At 63.4% G+C, this 15,544-nt stretch carries 17 protein-coding genes; 13 read left to right on the forward strand and 4 right to left on the reverse strand.

The features are described 5' to 3' along the window. Positions 1-44 precede the first annotated feature (44 nt). Positions 45-467 carry a nucleoside-diphosphate kinase gene (gene ndk / locus AAFO92_RS21700; protein WP_347538892.1) on the reverse strand — a complete coding sequence of 141 codons (423 nt, stop codon included), beginning with the start codon at positions 465-467 and terminating at the stop codon, positions 45-47. A gap of 133 nt (positions 468-600) precedes the next feature. Here ndk and AAFO92_RS21705 point away from each other — a divergent pair, with 133 nt between their 5' ends. The 4 genes from AAFO92_RS21705 (at position 601) to AAFO92_RS21720 (ending at position 4,455) form a co-directional block, all read left to right on the forward strand. Next, a complete protein-coding gene (locus tag AAFO92_RS21705; RefSeq protein WP_347538894.1) occupies positions 601-2,454 on the forward strand; it encodes an ABC-F family ATP-binding cassette domain-containing protein in 1,854 nt (617 codons plus the stop codon). Between the two features lie 54 nt (positions 2,455-2,508). Continuing rightward, the gene (locus tag AAFO92_RS21710; protein ID WP_347538896.1) at positions 2,509-3,045 is read left to right on the forward strand and encodes an OmpH family outer membrane protein; all 537 of its coding nucleotides are present in this window, start codon (positions 2,509-2,511) and stop codon (positions 3,043-3,045) included. Positions 3,046-3,194: 149 nt separating this feature from the next. Continuing rightward, complete coding sequence (locus tag AAFO92_RS21715) at positions 3,195-3,812, forward strand: MarC family protein (RefSeq protein ID WP_347538898.1); 618 nt, start codon at positions 3,195-3,197, stop codon at positions 3,810-3,812. Between the two features lie 61 nt (positions 3,813-3,873). Beyond that, positions 3,874-4,455, forward strand: a complete 582-nt coding sequence (locus tag AAFO92_RS21720; RefSeq protein WP_347538900.1) for a TIGR02281 family clan AA aspartic protease — start codon at positions 3,874-3,876, stop codon at positions 4,453-4,455. 14 nt (positions 4,456-4,469) lie between these two features. Here AAFO92_RS21720 and AAFO92_RS21725 read toward each other — a convergent pair whose 3' ends face one another. Next, a complete protein-coding gene (locus AAFO92_RS21725) occupies positions 4,470-5,483 on the reverse strand; it encodes a D-cysteine desulfhydrase family protein (RefSeq protein WP_347538902.1) in 1,014 nt (337 codons plus the stop codon). Further along, positions 5,467-6,381 carry an arginine deiminase family protein gene (locus AAFO92_RS21730; protein WP_347538904.1) on the reverse strand — a complete coding sequence of 305 codons (915 nt, stop codon included), beginning with the start codon at positions 6,379-6,381 and terminating at the stop codon, positions 5,467-5,469. The genes AAFO92_RS21725 and AAFO92_RS21730 overlap by 17 nt, the downstream gene beginning before the upstream one ends. Positions 6,382-6,564: 183 nt before the next feature. Between AAFO92_RS21730 and AAFO92_RS21735 the strand changes: the two genes are divergently transcribed. Genes AAFO92_RS21735 through AAFO92_RS21745 form a run of 3 tightly spaced genes read left to right on the forward strand, consistent with a single transcriptional unit; the run spans position 6,565 to position 9,377 of the window. Next, the gene (locus tag AAFO92_RS21735; RefSeq protein ID WP_347538906.1) at positions 6,565-7,506 is read left to right on the forward strand and encodes a nucleoside hydrolase; all 942 of its coding nucleotides are present in this window, start codon (positions 6,565-6,567) and stop codon (positions 7,504-7,506) included. Beyond that, positions 7,503-7,949 (forward strand): GNAT family N-acetyltransferase, encoded by a 447-nt coding sequence (locus tag AAFO92_RS21740; RefSeq protein WP_347538908.1) that lies wholly within the window; start codon positions 7,503-7,505, stop codon positions 7,947-7,949. Before AAFO92_RS21735 ends, AAFO92_RS21740 begins: the two co-directional genes overlap by 4 nt. A gap of 6 nt (positions 7,950-7,955) precedes the next feature. Continuing rightward, positions 7,956-9,377, forward strand: coding sequence for a protein adenylyltransferase SelO (locus AAFO92_RS21745; protein WP_347538910.1), 1,422 nt, complete (start codon positions 7,956-7,958; stop codon positions 9,375-9,377). An 11-nt stretch (positions 9,378-9,388) separates the two neighbouring features. Here AAFO92_RS21745 and AAFO92_RS21750 read toward each other — a convergent pair whose 3' ends face one another. Next, complete coding sequence (locus tag AAFO92_RS21750; protein ID WP_347538912.1) at positions 9,389-10,024, reverse strand: hypothetical protein; 636 nt, start codon at positions 10,022-10,024, stop codon at positions 9,389-9,391. A 42-nt stretch (positions 10,025-10,066) separates the two neighbouring features. On the opposite strand from AAFO92_RS21750, the gene AAFO92_RS21755 reads away from it, so the two are divergent. The 6 genes from AAFO92_RS21755 to AAFO92_RS21780 all read left to right on the forward strand — a co-directional run bounded on the left by AAFO92_RS21755 (position 10,067) and on the right by AAFO92_RS21780 (position 15,536). Then, positions 10,067-10,786 carry an endonuclease/exonuclease/phosphatase family protein gene (locus tag AAFO92_RS21755; protein ID WP_347538914.1) on the forward strand — a complete coding sequence of 240 codons (720 nt, stop codon included), beginning with the start codon at positions 10,067-10,069 and terminating at the stop codon, positions 10,784-10,786. A gap of 225 nt (positions 10,787-11,011) precedes the next feature. Beyond that, positions 11,012-11,863, forward strand: coding sequence for a DUF533 domain-containing protein (locus tag AAFO92_RS21760; protein WP_347538916.1), 852 nt, complete (start codon positions 11,012-11,014; stop codon positions 11,861-11,863). A gap of 380 nt (positions 11,864-12,243) precedes the next feature. Beyond that, the gene (locus AAFO92_RS21765) at positions 12,244-13,020 is read left to right on the forward strand and encodes an amino acid ABC transporter ATP-binding protein (RefSeq protein WP_347538918.1); all 777 of its coding nucleotides are present in this window, start codon (positions 12,244-12,246) and stop codon (positions 13,018-13,020) included. Positions 13,021-13,054: 34 nt separating this feature from the next. Next, positions 13,055-13,771, forward strand: a complete 717-nt coding sequence (locus tag AAFO92_RS21770) for a transporter substrate-binding domain-containing protein (protein WP_347538920.1) — start codon at positions 13,055-13,057, stop codon at positions 13,769-13,771. 48 nt (positions 13,772-13,819) lie between these two features. Continuing rightward, positions 13,820-14,704, forward strand: coding sequence for an ABC transporter permease subunit (locus AAFO92_RS21775; protein ID WP_347538922.1), 885 nt, complete (start codon positions 13,820-13,822; stop codon positions 14,702-14,704). A gap of 25 nt (positions 14,705-14,729) precedes the next feature. After that, the gene (locus AAFO92_RS21780; RefSeq protein WP_347538924.1) at positions 14,730-15,536 is read left to right on the forward strand and encodes an ABC transporter permease subunit; all 807 of its coding nucleotides are present in this window, start codon (positions 14,730-14,732) and stop codon (positions 15,534-15,536) included. The last annotated feature ends 8 nt before the right edge of the window (positions 15,537-15,544 follow it).

The raw sequence follows: 15,544 nt of genomic DNA on the forward strand, positions 1-15,544 counted from the left end.
AACACCTGCCGTGCGCCGCCTCTTCAACAGAATTTCGAGTCTGCTCAGCCGACCAGTTCGAGGCCCGAGAAGAAATAGGCAATCTCGACCGCCGCGGTTTCGGGCGCATCCGACCCGTGGACCGAATTCTCGCCGACGGATTCCGCGAATTCCGCGCGGATCGTGCCCGGCGCCGCATCGGCGGGATTGGTTGCGCCCATGACTTCGCGGTTCTTGGCAATCGCGCCTTCGCCTTCCAGCACCTGCACCACGACCGGCTCCGAGGCCATGAACTCGCACAGTTCGCCGTAGAACGGACGCTCTTTGTGCACGGCATAGAACACGCCTGCCTGGGCGGGGGTCAGGTGGATGCGCTTCTGCGCGACGATCCGCAGGCCTGCCTCTTCGAACTTGGCGTTGATCTTGCCGGTCAGGTTGCGCTTGGTTGCGTCGGGTTTGATAATGCTCAGTGTGCGTTCGACAGCCATGTCAGTCTCTTCTTCCGTTGATGTCGGGGCCGGCCCTCTGCCCGCCCCTCGCGATTGCGGCCCCGATAACATGGGCAATCGCGCTTGAAAAGCCGCGATTGACGCCGCCCCGGCAATACGGCACACCGCGCCCATGTTGCGCATCAATGATATATCCTACGCGGTGGCGGGCCGCCCGCTGATCGAGCACGCCAGCGCCACGATCCCCGAGGGGCACAAGGTGGGTATCGTGGGCCGCAACGGCACCGGCAAGACCACGCTTTTCCGCCTGATCCGGGGTGAACTGGCGCTGGAAACCGGCGAAATCGCCCTGCCCGCCCGCGCCCGTATCGGCGGTGTCGCCCAGGAGGTGCCGAGCAACGAAGTGTCGCTGATCGACACGGTGCTGGCCGCGGATACCGAACGCGCCGGGCTGCTGGCCGAGGCCGACACCGCCGCGGACGCCGCCCGCATTGCCGAGATCCAGACCCGCCTGGCAGATATCGACGCCTGGTCTGCCGAGGCACGCGCCGCGTCGATCCTCAAGGGGCTGGGCTTCACCGACGCCGAACAGCAGATGCCATGTTCGGCCTTTTCCGGCGGCTGGCGGATGCGCGTGGCCCTTGCCGCCGTGCTTTTTGCCCAGCCCGACCTGTTGCTGCTGGACGAGCCGACCAACTATCTCGACCTCGAAGGCGCGCTGTGGCTGGAATCCTACCTGTCGCGCTATCCGCATACGGTGCTGATCGTCAGTCATGACCGCGGCCTGCTGAACCGCGCCGTGGGGTCGATCCTGCATCTGGAGGATCGCAAGCTGACGCTGTACCAGGGCAATTACGACACCTTTGCCCAGACCCGCGCCGCCCGGATCGCCAATGCCGAATCCGAGGCGAAAAAGCAGGAGGCGCGGCGCGCGCACATGCAATCCTATGTCGATCGCTTCCGCTACAAGGCCTCGAAGGCGCGGCAGGCGCAGTCACGCCTGAAGGCGCTGGAAAAGATGAAGCCGATTACCCGCCCGCAGGAGGCCGCGCTGAAGCGCTTCACCTTCCCCGAACCCGAGGAGCTGTCGCCGCCGATCATTCGCGTTGAGAACGGCGTGGTGGGCTATGACGGCAAACCGGTCCTGTCGCGGCTCGATCTCAGGATCGACCAGGATGACCGCATCGCCCTTCTGGGCCGCAATGGCGAGGGGAAATCGACTCTATCGAAACTGCTGTCGGACCGGCTGGAACTGATGCAGGGCCGCAAGACGCAATCGTCCAAGCTGCGCGTGGGCTATTTCGCGCAGCATCAGGTGGACGAGTTGCATGTGGACGAAACCCCCATCGACCATATCCGCCGCCTGCGCCCGGACGAGGCGCCGGCGAAGCTGCGCGCGCGCCTGGGCGGGTTCGGCATCGGGGCCGAGCAGGCAGACACGATCGTGGGCAAGCTGTCGGGCGGGCAGAAGGCGCGGCTTTCGCTGATGATCGCCACGATCGACGCACCGCATATGCTGATCCTCGACGAACCCACCAACCACCTCGACATCGAAAGCCGCGAGGCGCTGGTCGAGGCGCTGACCGCCTATTCCGGTGCCGTTATCCTGGTCAGCCACGACATGCATCTGCTCAGCCTCGTGGCGGACCGGCTGTGGCTGGTCAAAGACGGCGCGGTAAAGCCCTATGACGGCGATCTGGAGACCTATCGCCAGATGCTTCTGGGCAGCGACAAACCGGCCAGATCCGACGCCAAACCCAAACCCCACAAGCGTCCGACCCGCGACATGCTGCTGGCCCGCCGCCAGGAAGTGCGCAAATGCGAGGAGCGGGTCGAGAAGCTCAACGAGATGCGCGACCGGATCGCCGACAAGCTGGCCGACCCGGCAATGTACGACGAGGACAACGTGGCCGAGGCCACCAAGTGGCAGAAGAAGTACAGCGAGGTCATGGATGGGCTGGATCGTGCCGAAGGCTTGTGGATGAAGGCGCTGGAAAAACTGGAACAGGTTGAATCCCGGATGTAAACCGCTAGGTTCCCCGCAACCATACTTTTGCACCCAGCCCCTACAGGAGCCCCAATGAAGATCCGCACCCTTATTCAAGCCAGCGCGCTTGCCCTGTCCGTTCTTGCGGTCACTTCGCTGTCGCAACCGGCCCAGGCACAGGCACAGGACGAGCCGATCAAGATCGCCGTCGTCAGCATGGAGCAGGTGATCGCCCAATCCGCTGCCGGGTCCGCCCTGAACGAAAAGCTTCAGGCGTTCCAGGCCGAAGCGCAGGCCCAGATCGAAGCCCAGCAGAAAATCATCCAGGAGCTGCGCCAGAAGGTTGCGGACGGCGTTGGCAGCACCGATCAGACACAGCTGATCAACCTGCAAAAGCAATATGAGGACGCCACCCTGCAGCTTCGCCGTTTCAGCGACGACAAGCAACGCGAAGCGCAGAAGATCCGCAGCGAGGGTCTACAGGACATCCAGAAGCAATTCGATCCGGTCTTTGCCGCGATCCAGGAAGAGTTCAACTACGACCTGATCCTGAACCAGCAATCCGGTGTCGTTCTGATGGTGGGCGACAGCATCAACATCACCCAGATGGTCATCGACCGGTTGAAGTGACGCCTTCGCGCCCTTGCCGGGCGGCGCGTGCCCGACCCGCCTGACGGCATGTCCCGGGCGGGCGTGCCCCGGCCGAAACGGCAGTTCGTCCTTGGCAAACCGCGCTATCCGTGGTGAAAGAGGCGCGACCAGCAACCGAACCGGGCGCGATGGATACTGCCTTTCTCATAACTGCCTTTGTCACGCTTTTCGTGATCATGGACCCGCCCGGCATGACGCCCATTTTCCTTGCGCTGACGCAGGGGATGGATCAGGCGCGGCGGCGGGCGGTCGCCCTGCGCGCCTGCCTGACCGGGGCGTTCATACTGATCGCCTTCGCCGCCCTTGGCGAGCAGTTGCTGGGCTTCATCGGTATTTCCATGCCGGCGTTCCGCATCGCGGGCGGGATCTTGCTGTTTCTCACCGCGCTGGACATGCTGTTTGAACGCCGCAGCAAACGCCGCAAGGATCGTGCCGATGAGGACGACCACGAGGATCCCTCGGTCTTTCCCCTGGCGGTCCCGCTGATTTCCGGGCCGGGCGCGATCACCTCGGTTATCCTTCTGGCGGGGCAGCAACCGGGCTGGGCCGGGCTGGGCGTCGTGATCGGCGTGATGCTGAGCGTGCTGCTGCTGGTTTATCTCTGTTTCCTGCTGGCCTCGTTCTTCGAGAGGCTTCTGGGCAAGACCGGCATCGTCGTCCTGAGCCGCGTGCTGGGGATGCTGCTGGCCGCGCTTGCGGTACAGTTCGTGCTGGACGGTATCAAGGGTTTCGGGTTCGGAGGATGATCTTTTGCGGCCGCCCCCCTGCCCCTATATCTGACACAGATTAACCCCCCCGAGGCGCCCCATGCAGGATTTCGACACCGCACATCTGATCTATCTGATTGTCCTCGGGCTTGCCGTTGTCTTCTGGTTCGTCGCGCAGAACCGCGCAAAGCTTGGCACGGTCGCTCAGCAGGCGTTGATCTGGGGGCTTATCTTCGTCGGCGTGATCGCTGCCTATGGCCTGTGGGATGACATTCGGCCCGTCGGACAATTCACCCAGAGGATCGCCGCCGATGGCGACCGGATCGAGCTGCCGCGGCAGGATGACGGGCATTACTACCTGACCGCCGAGGTCAACGGCCAGCCGGTTACTTTCGTGGTCGATACCGGCGCCAGTGATATCGTCCTCAATCAGGAAGACGCCCGCGCCGCCGGGCTGAACCCCGACGATCTGGCCTATGTGGGCCGCGCCTTTACCGCCAATGGCGAGGTGCGCACGGCGCCCGTGCGCCTCGACAGTATCGAGGTGGGCCCGATCCGCGATACCGGCGTCGTCGCCGTCGTGAACAGGGGTGAACTGGATCAGTCGCTGTTGGGCATGAGCTATCTGCAGCGCTATTCCAGCATCCAGATTGCCGATGGCCGGCTGATCCTGACGCGCTGATCCGGGGCGTCGCCTTACCCGTTCAGTAGCTCGTCCTGATAGGCAAAAAGCGCCGGAAACCCGCCGGTATGTATGAACAGCACGCGGGATCCGGGCGCGATCTCGCCACGCCCGATCAGGTCAATCAGCCCGGCAAGACACTTGCCGCTATAGACCGGATCCAGAAACAGCCCCTCGTATCGGACCATCAGGTGAATGGCCGCGCGCAGCCCCGGGCTGACCTGCCCGTAGCCGGGCGCCAGCGCGTTGTCATGGGTGCGGATATCCTCCGCGCGCAGCCACGGCGTAACCCCCAGCAAAGCCGCCAGACGGTCGGACAATTCCTGCAGCCGGGCGGATTGGGCGGCGGCGTTGCGGCGGACACAGATACCGTGCACCGGCATGCCCGACCCAAGCGCCCGCAGACCGGCCAGGAACCCGACATGGGTGGCCCCGCTGCCGGACGGGATAACAGCGGCGTCGAACCCGGTGTCTTCGGCCAGAACCTCCTGGGCCGCGCGCATATAGCCAAGCGCGCCCAAAGGCTTGTTCCGCAGCCCAAGCGGTATGACATAGGGCCTGCGCCCCTGCTGCCGCAGCCTGTCCGCGTGATCGCGCAAGGCTTTGTCTGCCCCGGCCTCATCCTCGCCCACGGGATAGTGAATATGCTCAGCCCCCAGCAGCCGGGCCAGCAGGACATTGCCTGACCGCCGATAATTCTCGCCCTTGCCGGCCACGCGCTCTTCCAGTTGCAACACGGCTTTCATGCCGCATTTCGCCGCCGCCGCAGCGGCACACCGGACATAGTTGGATTGCACCGCGCCGGTGATCAGGATGGTGTCAGCCGCGTCGGCCTGCGCCGCGCCCAGGTAGAATTCCAGCTGACGGATCTTGTTGCCGCCGCCGCCCAGCCCGGTCAGGTCATCGCGCTTGATCCACAGCTCAACCCCCAGATGTTCCGATAGCCGGGGCAACGGTTCCAGCGGTGTCGGCCCACTGACCAGCCCGGTCCGGGGAAAGGCCGCGACCCTGTCAAGAATCGCGGACATCGCCTTGGACCTTCTCGCGGCTCAGGGCCTGGCTGAGGCAATGCACACCGCCGCCGCCCAGGATGAACATCGACATATCCGGGTCATATACCTCGAACCCGAGCGCACGCATCCTGGCGTTCAGATCCTCTGCGCCCGCCATCGACAGAACCTTGCCATTGCCCAGGGCCACCAGGTTAACGCCCAGGTTCTTCGCCTCGCGGTACGCGACCTCGACGATCTCGATGCCCCAGCCGCGCACCACATCGACCAACCACGGCTCCATCGCATCGACACAGGCCACCGCCAGTTTCTCTGCCAAAGGCACGATCAGCCCGTCCATGTGCACGAATTCCCGGCTGATCGGGGCAACGACGGCCTCCCAGCCCTCGGCCCGGACAAATTCTGCCACCTGCTCGCTGCCCGCCTTCTCGGACCGCTCACCGCAATAGCCGATCAGCACGCGGCCCGGCTCGATGATGTTGAAATCGCCCCCCTCGAAGTGCCCGGCTGTCGCGAATTTCCAGATCGGCACATCATGGTCCTGATAGAACTGGATCACCGACGCGTAATCGGCCCGGCGGCATTTCAGCTGCATGTGGCAGATAAGCGGCCCCCAGGGCGTCATGGCCGAGCTGTCGCGGGCAAAGAAATTCCGATGCAACACCTCGTCCGCCGCAAGGTAATGACAGGTCACATCGTTTTCTTCATAGATCGCCACCATCTGGGCGTGCTGGTGCATGGCAAGCTGCAGATCGAACCGGTGGCCGGTCTTGTCGGCATTGGCCAGCGTGCGGCCAATCAGCGGCCCGGCCTCGACCCAGCGGTAATGGTCCGGGCGGCCCAGCAGCACATCGTTGAGCTTACCGTAATCGTTGGTGATCCCCCAAGACCGGGATCGTGCTGTTTTCTCCAACATCTGACACTCCCTCCTGTCCGTGGCGCAGGTGCTTATGTCACCTCCGGAAATTAACGCAGACCTGTTCCGCGCTGGCAATATCCCCGTGCCATCCGCCTGCAAAAAACAGCCGCCCGAGATGCGACCAGTGGACATTCCCCGCCCGCGCCTGCATGGTCGCCGCAACCAGACGAAAGCCCCGCCATGACCGCTCGTAAAATCATCATCGACACCGATCCCGGCCAGGACGACGCCGTGGCCATCCTGCTGGCCCTGGCCAGCCCGGAGGCGGTTGACCTCCTGGGGATCACCTGCGTTGCCGGCAATGTACCGCTGAGCCTGACATCGAAAAATGCGCGCATTATCTGCGAGTTGGCGGGGAAACCTGAGGTGCCGGTATTTGCCGGCTGCGAACGCCCCCTGGGCCGGGAACTTGTCACCGCAGAGCATGTGCACGGCCGCACTGGCCTGGACGGGCCGGACCTGCCGGACCCGACGATGCCGCTGGCCGACGGCCACGCGGTCGATTTCATCATCGACACCCTGCGCAGCAACCCGGCGGGGACGGTCACGCTGTGCCCGATCGGGCCGCTGACCAATATCGCCACGGCCTTCCGCAAGGCGCCGGACATCGCTGAAAAGGTGCAGGAAATCGTCCTGATGGGCGGCGCCTATTTCGAGGTGGGCAATGTCACGCCCACGGCTGAATTCAACATCTATGTCGATCCCGAGGCCGCCGATGTCGTGTTTCGTTCCGGTGTCCCGATCGTAGTGATGCCGCTGGATGTTACGCATAAGGTGCTTGTCACCCGTGACCGGAATGACAGGATTCGCGATCTTGGTACCCCGGTCGGGCTGGCCGTGGCGCAGATGACGGATTTCTTCGAACGTTTCGACCGCGAGAAATACGGATCAGACGGGGCGCCGCTGCATGATCCCTGCGTGATCGCCTATCTGATCCGGCCCAAACTGTTCTCAGGGCGGCATGTGAATGTCGAGATCGAGACCGGCTCGGAACTGACGATGGGCATGACCGTGGCCGATTGGTGGCAGGTCACGGACCGTCCCGCCAACGCAACCTTCATGGGGCATGTCGACGCCCCGGGTTTCTTTGACCTTCTGACCGAAAGGCTGGCCCGCCTGTGACCGCTCTCAACCTTGCCAAATCCGGGGATCTGGACCGCCTGATCCCGTTGGTCGCCGCTTTTCACCACGAAGAGGGCATCACGCTGGACGACGAGGCGCGCCGCGCCGCGATCCTGCCGCTGCTTGAGGGCTCTCCGCATGGTGCTGTCTACCTGATCGGACCCGGCCGCGCGCCGATCGGCTATATTGTCGTTACCTTCGGCTGGTCGGTGGAATTCGGCGGCATGGACGGCTTCATCGACGAGTTCTTCATCCGCCCCGGTGTGCGCGGGCGCGGGATCGGCTCAGAAGTGCTGCGGCAACTGCCCAAGGCTCTGGGCAGTGCCGGAATGAAGGCCCTGCATCTCGAGGTGTCGCGTGACAATGCACGCACCCATAACCTGTATACGAGGCTGCGGTTTGAACCACGTGAGAATTACATGCTAATGTCGCGGAAAATATAGGGAAAGATGTCGCTCCATATTCCATTTGACAACAGCTATGCCCGCCTGCCGGGCAAATTCTATGCGCGCCTCAACCCGACACCCGCCAAAGACCCGCACCTGATCCGTTTCAACACCGAACTGGCGGATGAGCTGGGGATCACACCCGGCGAACCGGACGATGCGGCACAGGTGTTTTCCGGCAACCGTGTGCCCGACGGGTCCGAACCGCTGGCCCAGGCCTATGCCGGGCACCAGTTCGGCGGCTTTTCCCCGCAGCTTGGGGACGGGCGCGCCAACCTGCTGGGCGAAGTGGTGGACGCCGCCGGCAACCGCCGCGACATCCAACTGAAGGGGTCGGGGCCGACACCGTGGTCACGCATGGGGGACGGGCGCGCCTGGCTGGGCCCGGTTCTGCGCGAATACGTGGTCAGCGAGGCGATGCACGCGCTTGGCATTCCCACCAGCCGGGCGCTGGCCGCCGTGGCCACCGGCGAGCCCGTCTACCGCGAATCCGGCGCCCTGCCCGGCGCGGTGCTGACCCGCGTCGCCGCCAGCCATATCCGCGTCGGCACGTTCCAGTATTTTGCCGCCCGCCGCGACACCGAGGCGCTGCAAACGCTTTATGACCATGTGATCGACAGGCATTTCCCGGAGGTTCACAATCCGACCGATCTGCTCAGACGGGTCATCGACAAACAGGCGCGTCTGATCGCGCAGTGGCTATCCGTGGGGTTCATCCACGGGGTCATGAACACCGACAACACCACCCTGTCCGGCGAGACGATCGATTACGGCCCCTGCGCCTTTGTTGACACCTATGATCCGCAGACTGTCTATAGCTCGATCGACGCGCATGGGCGCTATGCCTATGACAACCAGGTCAAGATCATCGTCTGGAACATGGCGCAGCTGGCGACATCGCTGGTGCCGCTGATGCCGGATACCGAAGAGGCGGTCGAGGCGTTTACCGAGGCGGTTCACGCCATGCCCGAACGTATCGGGGCGGAATGGCTGGCCACCTTTGGCCGCAAGATCGGCCTGGCGGCAGCAACGCCCGAGGATACCGCGCTGATAAACGACCTGCTGACCCGGATGACGCGGGAGCGGGCCGATTTCACCAATACATTCCGCGCGCTCGGCACCGGCAAGGCGCGCGATCAGTTCACCGACCCGGCCAGCTTTGACGCCTGGGAAACCGGCTGGCGCAAGCGGCTCGAGGCCGTGGACGATCCCGAAGGCGTCATGGCCGCCGCCAATCCGGCCTTCATCCCGCGCAACCACCGTGTCGAGCAGATGATCCAGGCGGCGGTCGAGGGCGATTACGCCCCGTTTCACCGGCTGGTCGAGGTGCTGATGCGCCCCTATGAAGCGCAGCCGGAGGCAGCCGATCTGCAGAGACCGCCAGAGCCGTCCGAGGTCGTGCAGCAGACCTTCTGCGGCACATGAGGCGCCGCCGCCTATTTACGCTTCTTGCGAAAGAAACGCGGGTTGCGCCGAATGAATTCGTCAATCACGCCGTTCAGCCCGCCAAACTGCCGCCCCTTGAGATAGGCATAGCCGGAGGCCGCGCCCAGCCCGGCCCCGATCATGTCGACGATCAGGTCCCCCATCGTGTCGGACAGGCCCGATTTCTGCATGTTCAGACCAAAGAGCCGGTCCATCGAAAACTCGAACACCTCCCAGACCGCGCCGATCGAAAGCGCGAAGCAGAAGGCAAAGAAGGCAATCGCGAAATGCGGGGCCGCGAACCTGTCGCCCTGGAACATCATGAAGACAAGAACGAAACCGACCAGGCCGAACCCGATGGCCGAGCCGCCATGCATCGCGATATCCCACCACCAGAAACGATTGTAGAAGTCGAACACCTCACCCAGGAACAACGTTGCCCCCACGAACATCACGACCGCGGTGATGAAACCGGGCGGCACCTTGATCTCTGCCCACCGGGCGACGGCGACCGGCACCAGCGACAGGGCCAGCGTCGCCAGCGCGACAAAGGCCAGCGACCACCTGTACTGAACCATCGCGACGATCGCGGTCAGGGCAAGCGCCGACCAGATCAACCGTGCCAGCGCGGTCTGTTCCGAGAACATTCTGGTGACTTCCTTTCGCTTTCGTGATGGTATCTGGGTGATATGAGGGCATCGGCCATCCGAATTGCAACCTATAACCTGCAAAAATGCGTCGGGCTGGACCTGAGGCGCCGGCCCGACCGGACCATGCGGGTTATCAACGATCTCCGCGCGGATGTGGTTGTGCTGCAGGAAGCTGACAAGCGCATCCCGCCGCGGCCGGCCGCCCTGCCCCACGAGATGATCGAAGAGGATGGCTGGCGGATCCTGCCCTTCGGCGCGCCTGGCGGTTCGCTCGGGCGGCACGGGAACGCCATGCTGGTCCGGCAAGATGTGGTGATCGAGCGCATGTCGCATCTCAACCTGCCGGGGCTGGAACCGCGCGGCGCGATCCTTGCCGACATTGCCATCGGCGCCCAACCCCTGCGCATCGTCGGGCTGCATCTGGGCCTGATCCGCCGTCACCGCTTGTTGCAGGTATCGGTCATCATGCGGATGCTTCATCGCGAACCCGCCCGTCCGACCATACTGGCAGGCGATTTCAACGACTGGGGCAACGGCGCCGCGCTGGATGCCACCGCGCAGGGCTTCACCTTTGCCCGCACCGGGCCCAGCTTTCCCGCGCCGCGCCCGATTGCAAGGCTGGACCGGTTCGCGCTCAGCCCTGACCTGATGACACTTGCGACGGGGGTTCACTCTTCGCGCCCGGCCAGGATCGCCTCGGACCACCTGCCTGTCTGGATCGAGATCGCGCCCGCCATGGTCAGCCGCCGGGCATCGTAAGTTCCGCCGCGCCTGCCTGAACACCACCGGCAGGCACCAATCGCTGACAAAGTACCTCGCGACGGGCGCGGATCGACGAGTGCCAATCCCAGCTTTGGCACGGTCAGGGCACCGAACCTGGATAGTTGGCCATCTTCACCGATGAGTTGGTTCAGCGACTATTCCCCTCGCGCGGTTTGCAGTTTCTGTGTCACAGTGGAGCCCGGTGAACCTGGGAGGATTTCCATGAGTATGATGAAGACACTGGCCAAGGTGGCCATCGGTGTTGCCTTGGCAAAAGGCGCCAGCGGCATGATGAAGCAGATGAGCAGCGGCAAGGGCAAGGCCGGTTCCGGCGGGTTGTTCGGCGGGGCGCATTCCCCCCAACGGCAGGCTCAGGCGCAATCGGGCGGCGGGCTTGAGGACATGTTGGGATCGATCCTGGGGGGTGGTGCCGGAGGTGCGCGGCAAGGCGCCGGAACGGGTGGTCTTGGCGGGTTGCTGGAGCAGCTTGGCGGCGGCGCCTCTGCGAAGGGCGGTGCAAGCGGTGGGCTGAACGACCTGCTGGGCGGACTGGCCGGTACCGCACAGCAAGGCGGCGGCACTAGCGGTGGCCTGGGTGGCCTGTTGGGCGGCTTGCTGGGTGCCGGTGCGTCTCAGGGCCGCTCTCAGGGCGGGTTCGGCGATCTGCTCAACCAGGCGATCGCGCGCCAGGACGAACCCGAGGTTCAGCCGTCGCAGGATCAGGAGGCCGCGGCGGCGCTGATGCTGCGGGCGATGATCCAGGCGATGAAATCCGATGGCGAGATCGACCAGGCCGAACAGGCGAGGCTGATGGACCGCCTGGGTGACGTCTCACCCGAAGAGCGCCGGTTTGTTCAGGAGGAAATGCAGCGGCGCATCGACGTTCAGGACCTGGTCCGCGACACGCCGCGCGGATTGGAACAGCAGGTCTATGCGATGTCGCTGATGGGCATCGACCTGGATAACCAGAACGAGGCGCAATACCTGCATCAACTGGCCACGGCGATGAATATCGCCCCTGAGATGGCCAACCATATCCACGACCAGATGGGGGCACAGCGGATCTATTCCTGAGGCCTGGCTGGGAACCGGGGCGGTGTGGGTGATCTCTCGCCGCCGATGAATTCAGCTCCGGCCCGTGCGAGATACGTGGCAGCTCTGCGGATCAATGCCGACCTTCGGCTGGGTGGCCGCGCGGAATAAAGGCCGAAGGCTACCGCGCGATCGCCAACCCGCGGTCTGGCCACCGCGCGGCTCTTGTTGACTTGGTGCTCTGGCCTCTGAGCGGGCCTTGAGCCAGCCAGCAAGCCCTCCCGGCATACTTCCGAAACGGGCTTACCGGGCGTCAATTCGGAACTATTTTGACGCTATCCCTCGTTTTGCAAGTTGCATTACGCAATTTTTTCGGCCCTATTACCGTCCTGAAGCAGATCGCAGCCACCCGGGATGACCCCTTGACAGACCAGACGCCCGTCATCGAAATCCGCAATCTTCACAAGGCCTATGGTGCGCTTGAGGTCATCAAGGGCGTCGATCTTACCGCCCACAAGGGTGATGTCGTGTCGTTGATCGGATCGTCGGGCTCGGGCAAATCCACGATCCTGCGTTGCGCCAACCTGCTGGAGGAAAGCCAGCAGGGCGACATCCTGTTCAACGGTGAGCCGGTCAAGTGGCACGGTGAGGGCCTCAACCGCCACCCCGCCGACCCGAAGCAGGTGCTGCGGATCCGCACCAATCTGAGCATGGTATTCCAGCAGTTCAACCTCTGGGCGCATATGTCGATCCTGCAAAACGTGATGGAGGCGCCGGTGACGGTCATGGGCCGCAACCGGGCCGAGGTCGAGGAAAAGGCCCGCCACTACCTAGACAAGGTCGGGATCGGCGACAAATGCGATGTCTACCCGGCGCAGCTTTCGGGCGGTCAGCAACAGCGCGCCGCCATCGCCCGTGGCCTCTGCATGGAACCGCAGGCGCTGCTGTTCGACGAACCCACCAGCGCGCTCGACCCCGAGCTTGAGCAGGAGGTCGTCAAGGTCATCAAGGATCTGGCCAACGAAGGCCGGACCATGATGATCGTCACCCATGACATGAAAATGGCCGCTGATGTGTCAGATCACGTCGTGTTCCTGCATCAGGGGCTGATCGAGGAAGAAGGCGCGCCCAAGGACCTCTTTGGTGCGCCCAAATCCGAGCGGTTGCAGCAGTTCCTCAGTTCGACCATGGCCGCTTGAGACAAGAAAATTACTGAGTAAAGGGAGAAAACTCATGAAGAAGCTGATACTTACAACCGCCGCCTTCGCGCTGAGCGCGGGTATGGCCCTGGCCGCTGACGTCGTCCGCCTGGGCACCGAGGGCGCCTACCCTCCGTGGAACTTCATCAACGACGCGGGCGAAGTTGACGGGTTCGAGCGCGAACTGGGCGATGAGCTGTGCAAGCGCGCGGAACTGACCTGCGAATGGGTCACCAACGAATGGGACAGCATCATTCCGAACCTCGTCTCCGGCAACTACGATGTCATCATCGCCGGCATGTCGATCACGGATGAGCGTGACGAAGTGATTGATTTCACGCAGAACTATACGCAACCCGACCCGTCGGCCTATCTGGCGATGTCGGCCGATGTCGACGTTGAAGGCGGCGTGCTTGCGGCCCAGACCGGCACCATTCAAGCCAGCCATATCGCCTCGACCGGGGCGACGCTGGTGGAATTTGCGACCCCCGAGGAGACCATCGCGGCTGTCCGTAATGGCGAGGCCGATGCGGTCCTGGCCGACAAGGGCTACCTGGCCCCGATCGCCGAAGAGGATTCCGAGCTGGTCCTGCTTGAGAAGACCGAGATGCTGGGCGGTGGCGTCGGCATGGGTGTCCGCGAAAGCGACGCCGAACTGAAAGCCAAGTTCGACACGGCCATCCAGTCGATGAAGGACGACGGTTCGCTCAACGAGCTCATCAAGAAATGGGACATCGGCGAAACCTTCTGATCTGACAGGGATCCGGCGGGGCCCTCGCGGGCCTCGCCGCACGAATTCATGTTTTCATACTGCACCGATCCAAGCGCGCTTTCCGGCCTGACCTGGCTCAGCTGCTACCTGACCACCGGCAAGCACATGGCGTTCTACCTGTCCTTCGGGACGGTCCTGCTGCTGCTGGCGATCACCGCGCCCACGGCGCTTTTGTTCGGGTATTTCGGGGCCACCGCCGCGCGCTCGCAGATCGCCCCGCTGCGCTGGTTCGGCAAGACCTATATCGCCATCGTGCGCGGCGTGCCCGATATCGCATTTTTTCTGTTTTTCGTGATCGCGCTGGACCAGGCGATCGAATGGACCCGGCACAAGGTGCTGTGCCCGGAATGGGCCGAACCGATCCGGCAGGGCAATGATTTCGTGGTCTGCGCGGCGGCCAAGATGCCGCTGGGGACCGCGCCGCAATGGGTGCATGAAACCTATGGCTTCTTCATCGCGGTCTTCACCTTCGCCATCGTCTTCGGCGCCTTCGCGGCCAATGTCCTGTTCGGTGCCATGCGCGCCGTGCCCCGCGCCCAGATGGAAACCGCCGAAGCCTACGGCATGACCCGGCGGCAGGCGTTTCGGCGGATCATGGTGCCGCAGATGTGGGTCTATGCCCTGCCCGGTCTTGGCAACCTGTGGATGGTGCTGATCAAGGCCACGCCCCTGCTGTTCCTGCTGGGGGTCGAGGATATCGTCTACTGGGCGCGCGAGATGGGTGGCTCGAAAACCGCGAAATTCACCGATTATCCGCATGGCGACTGGCGGATGTGGTATTTCCTGGCGCTGCTGGTCTTTTACCTGGCCTTCACCCGCGTATCCGAGATCTTCATCGAACGGCTGATGATACGGCTGACCCGGGGACAGGCCACCACCGGCGGCGAAGCCCAGAGAAAGGCCGCCGCATGAGTTTCGCGCATCCGGGGAACATGGCATGAGCTGCTGGCAGACAATTCAGGACTACGCCCTGCGCTCGGTCGGCTTCGGCGAACGGCTGCTGCCGCGCGACGATTTCACGCTTTGCCAGCAATTTACCCTGATCGGCTCGGGCATGATCTGGAACATCTATTTCGGCGTGCTGGCGCTGGTGGCGGGGTTCTTTCTGGCCACCGCCCTGGCTTTGGGCAAGGGATCGCGCAATATCTGGCTGCGCAAACCCTCGGAATGGTTCATCTTCATCTTCCGCGGCTCACCGCTCTTCGTGCAGTTCTTCTTTGGCTATTTCCTGTTTCTCAGCCTCAAGCAGAGTTTCCCCATATTCGAACCCTTCACCGCCGCCTGGCTGGGTGCGCTGGTGGTGCTGTTCTTCAACACGGCCGCCTATTCCGGAGAGATCTTCTATGGCGCCCTGCGTTCGATTCCCAAGGGCGACGTTGAATCCGCAGATGCCTACGGGTTTTCCGGCTGGCCCCGGTTCCGGAAAATCGTCTGGCCGACGATGCTGCGCCTGGCCTGGCCCGCCTACACGAACGAGGCGATCTTTCTGTTTCACGCCACGGCGCTGGTCTTTTTCTCGGGCTTCCCGGCATGGCAGCAACGGGGTGATGCGCTCTATTATGCGAATTATTTCGCCGACAAGACGTTCAATCCCTTCGTGCCCTACCCGATCCTGGCGATGTATTTCATCATCCTCACGCTGATCGTGGTCGGCCTGTTCGGTGTCATCAACGCGCGCCTCAACCGCCACCTGCCGCAGGAATCGCGCAAGAAGATCAGATTGCGGATGAACGTGATCCGCTGACGCCGGCC

It is taken from the genome of Roseovarius sp. CAU 1744 (assembly GCF_039839345.1).
Classification (GTDB): Bacteria; Pseudomonadota; Alphaproteobacteria; order Rhodobacterales; family Rhodobacteraceae; genus Roseovarius.

What these genes read in the sequence shown, in the direction of transcription:
- AAFO92_RS21710 (WP_347538896.1), top strand. Translation starts at nt 2,509, where the DNA reads ATGAAGATCCGCACCCTTATTCAAGCCAGCGCGCTTGCCCTGTCCGTT.
- AAFO92_RS21705 (WP_347538894.1), top strand. Translation starts at nt 601, where the DNA reads ATGTTGCGCATCAATGATATATCCTACGCGGTGGCGGGCCGCCCGCTG.
- ndk (WP_347538892.1), bottom strand. Translation starts at nt 467, where the DNA reads ATGGCTGTCGAACGCACACTGAGCATTATCAAACCCGACGCAACCAAG.
- AAFO92_RS21715 (WP_347538898.1), top strand. Translation starts at nt 3,195, where the DNA reads ATGGATACTGCCTTTCTCATAACTGCCTTTGTCACGCTTTTCGTGATC.
- AAFO92_RS21775 (WP_347538922.1), top strand. Translation starts at nt 13,820, where the DNA reads ATGTTTTCATACTGCACCGATCCAAGCGCGCTTTCCGGCCTGACCTGG.
- AAFO92_RS21755 (WP_347538914.1), top strand. Translation starts at nt 10,067, where the DNA reads ATGAGGGCATCGGCCATCCGAATTGCAACCTATAACCTGCAAAAATGC.
- AAFO92_RS21745 (WP_347538910.1), top strand. Translation starts at nt 7,956, where the DNA reads ATGTCGCTCCATATTCCATTTGACAACAGCTATGCCCGCCTGCCGGGC.
- AAFO92_RS21720 (WP_347538900.1), top strand. Translation starts at nt 3,874, where the DNA reads ATGCAGGATTTCGACACCGCACATCTGATCTATCTGATTGTCCTCGGG.
- AAFO92_RS21760 (WP_347538916.1), top strand. Translation starts at nt 11,012, where the DNA reads ATGAGTATGATGAAGACACTGGCCAAGGTGGCCATCGGTGTTGCCTTG.
- AAFO92_RS21725 (WP_347538902.1), bottom strand. Translation starts at nt 5,483, where the DNA reads ATGTCCGCGATTCTTGACAGGGTCGCGGCCTTTCCCCGGACCGGGCTG.
- AAFO92_RS21735 (WP_347538906.1), top strand. Translation starts at nt 6,565, where the DNA reads ATGACCGCTCGTAAAATCATCATCGACACCGATCCCGGCCAGGACGAC.
- AAFO92_RS21730 (WP_347538904.1), bottom strand. Translation starts at nt 6,381, where the DNA reads ATGTTGGAGAAAACAGCACGATCCCGGTCTTGGGGGATCACCAACGAT.
- AAFO92_RS21780 (WP_347538924.1), top strand. Translation starts at nt 14,730, where the DNA reads ATGAGCTGCTGGCAGACAATTCAGGACTACGCCCTGCGCTCGGTCGGC.
- AAFO92_RS21770 (WP_347538920.1), top strand. Translation starts at nt 13,055, where the DNA reads ATGAAGAAGCTGATACTTACAACCGCCGCCTTCGCGCTGAGCGCGGGT.
- AAFO92_RS21750 (WP_347538912.1), bottom strand. Translation starts at nt 10,024, where the DNA reads ATGTTCTCGGAACAGACCGCGCTGGCACGGTTGATCTGGTCGGCGCTT.